Below are 2,689 nucleotides of genomic sequence, written 5' to 3' on the forward strand. Positions count from 1 at the left end.
CCATTATGTTAAATGGAGAAAATTAGAGCGTCAATCTATGACACTATCTTTAATATAATGTAATGAAAATCTTGATAATTAATTTATTATATAAATTACTACCTTATATTAAGTTTAAAAAATATGGACTTTGACAACACTACTCAATTACCAACTAAAATCTTAAACAAAATTTCAGAAGTTGTTTCTGTAGATCCTAATGATATTGTTAAGGATGCCAAGTCTAAAGGCTTGCCAGTTTCAAAAATTGAGCATTTCACAACGGAAATTATTGTAAAAAACTATAGAAGAATTGAAGATCTTTCTGATTCCTATGGCAACTATGCAGCAAGAAATAGTGCTGTAACTGGATTAGCCTCTGGAATTGGTGGTATGGCAACAATGGTGACTATTGGTGGTGTTGATATTCTGAATATGGCAGCGCAGTTGTATAGGCTAACTCAACGTGTAGCATATTTAAATGGGTTTGACCCTAATAATCCTCATGATGCTGAATTAGCTAGAGAAATTTATTTATATTCACTTGGTTTTGATAAAGCAGCAGTTACAAGTATACAAGCCATGATGAATAGAGCTGCTCAAATTGCAGGAAAATCTGGAGCAAAATCCAATCCAGTACTAAAATTAATTATGATCGTAGCTAAATACTTAGGAAAAGATATTACTACGAAGAAAGCAGCAAAATTTATTCCTATTGTAGGTGGTATTTTGGGGGGAGGAATAAACTTCGCCTTTGCCAAATATGCATCAAGTGAGATTCAGAAGAGATATAAAGAAGAATTTTTTAGAAAAGTACAAACTGAGTCAATCAACTCTTAAGTTTAGGTGAAATGCCTCGTATTTATTAAATTTATCTAAAATTAACATAATACGCCTTATGCGAAATACTTGAACTTTTCCTTTTCGCATCAATATCTTAAAGTAAGCCGTTCCCGAGTTCAGCGCACTGGAACGGCTTTTTCGTGACTATTCACGTTCCACGCCTATTCCATGATCATTTTTATGTATTTTTATTCATCTAGATTAAACAATTTTGATTAATCATAGGGTCTAAAAAAACGACTCCAAAACCCTCTTTTCTCAGGTTCTGGTTCAATATGTTCTGGTATAGGAATTCTTGGGTTTGAAAGTTCTTGTTCTGGTTTTAACTCATTTTCGTTTGACTTAGTAGTGTTCTGCTCACGACTCGTATTTGGGTCGATAGATGGTGCTATATCAGGGTCGATAGACGTAGTGATATTAGGTTTAGGAGCTTCTAATAAGCGCTGCATAGCTTCAATCTGTTCTTGGTAGAAAGATTCTCTTTCTAATGACTGATTTTCTCTAAGTAAAGCTTGATTCAATTGTTTTTCAAGCATGTCAACTTGACGTTTTAATAAGTCAACTTCAGTCAAATTTTGACTGTTAATTGATTGACTTTGATTTACATCAATATCTTTCTTTTGTGGTTCGCCAAATACTCTTAAGGCTTCAGCGAAGTCAATTAAACCATCAGAGCCTTTTGATAAATTTCCTTTATTTATATGTGCATAGATAGCTTGTCTTGAATATCCATACAACTTAGCCAATTCTGAAACTGATAATTTTTTCATGCTGTAAACTGGGTTTATTTTTAGTTAATACTTTACTATTAAATTGACAATGTCAATTTACAAGGTTACTTAAAACCGAGAGCTGAAAGGTATGATGCATATTCTTTGATTTTTGTAGGGTTCATTAAATCATTAGATATTCTGTCTGTGAAATCATCATAACTTTCTCCTGCTTTACTATATTTTGAGGAAAAACTTGGGCTGTATGCTAATTTACTTGAGAACAATTGAATTTGTTTTGGTGTCAACTCACTTACAAGCTCAAGTTGTTCACCATTATGTTTAGTTAAGGTTTTGGCAGGTGTCTTTGATTTAAAAGAAAAACTGTAGCCTGAAATAGATCGTCCAGTTTTATGCTGTTCAGATTTCACCTTAATGTCTGTGAATGTATTTATTTGGGATATAGCTATATCTAAGACTCTTCTCTTGAAATTATCAGATCTAATATATTCATCGTCAGCAATTCCAAGCTGTTTCCGAAAGTCTGTAATCTCAAATACGGGGGTCTGGCCTGTAGTTCGCCAAGCAATTAGTAATTCATAGAGTCTAGTTGCATATCTACTTGTCAATTGACTGACTTGCTTTAACTCATAGCTTGTAAACCTTTCTTCTAACCTTGTAATTAAAGGAACTACAGCAGGTGAAAAGATAAGACTTACTGATGCTTCATTATCAATGTAACTGATTTCACTTACCCAACGGCTATGAGTAGTTTTGACATTCCCTTTATCTGTTAAAGATTGGTAAGTAAATCTTCTATCAAATAAAACTTTACTTGCTTCCTTAAGAACAGCATATGCAGTGTGTTTCTCTACTCCAAAATTTTCAATATAGCTCGAAGCATGAATTACCAATGCATCATTAGCATTGATTCCTTTACCTGTTTGTCTTGCTTCTATGATTGCTAGAAGAACTAACCTTTGTTCAACTAAGTCGAGATTATAACTAGCATTAATTAAAGCATTATCTTTGACAATTAAGTCTTTCATTATTCTTATGACTACATAGATATTTGATGTAGTAATACTACATCAAATATCTATGTAGTCAAATGGTCGATAAACGTAGTGATATAGGTCGATAAACGTAGTGATATA

Annotated in this window: 3 protein-coding genes; 1 reads left to right on the forward strand and 2 read right to left on the reverse strand. The window is 32.8% G+C overall.

All coding sequences use genetic code 11. From position 1 onward, the window contains the following. The first annotated feature begins 123 nt into the window (after nt 1–123). The gene (locus C502_RS0117890; RefSeq protein WP_018680122.1) at nt 124–819 is read left to right on the forward strand and encodes an EcsC family protein; all 696 of its coding nucleotides are present in this window, start codon (nt 124–126) and stop codon (nt 817–819) included. Between the two features lie 218 nt (nt 820–1,037). On the opposite strand, the gene C502_RS0117895 is transcribed toward C502_RS0117890, so the two are convergent. Next, nucleotides 1,038–1,592: a plasmid replication DNA-binding protein gene (locus C502_RS0117895; protein ID WP_018680123.1), complete on the reverse strand. Its 555-nt coding sequence runs from the start codon at nt 1,590–1,592 to the stop codon at nt 1,038–1,040. 65 nt (nt 1,593–1,657) lie between these two features. Continuing rightward, nucleotides 1,658–2,581 (reverse strand): replication initiation protein RepM, encoded by a 924-nt coding sequence (gene repM, locus C502_RS0117900; RefSeq protein WP_018680124.1) that lies wholly within the window; start codon nt 2,579–2,581, stop codon nt 1,658–1,660. Nucleotides 2,582–2,689: the final 108 nt, after the last annotated feature.

Origin of the sequence: Acinetobacter tjernbergiae DSM 14971 = CIP 107465 (genome assembly GCF_000374425.1) — a bacterium.
Lineage (GTDB): Bacteria > Pseudomonadota > Gammaproteobacteria > Pseudomonadales > Moraxellaceae > Acinetobacter > Acinetobacter tjernbergiae.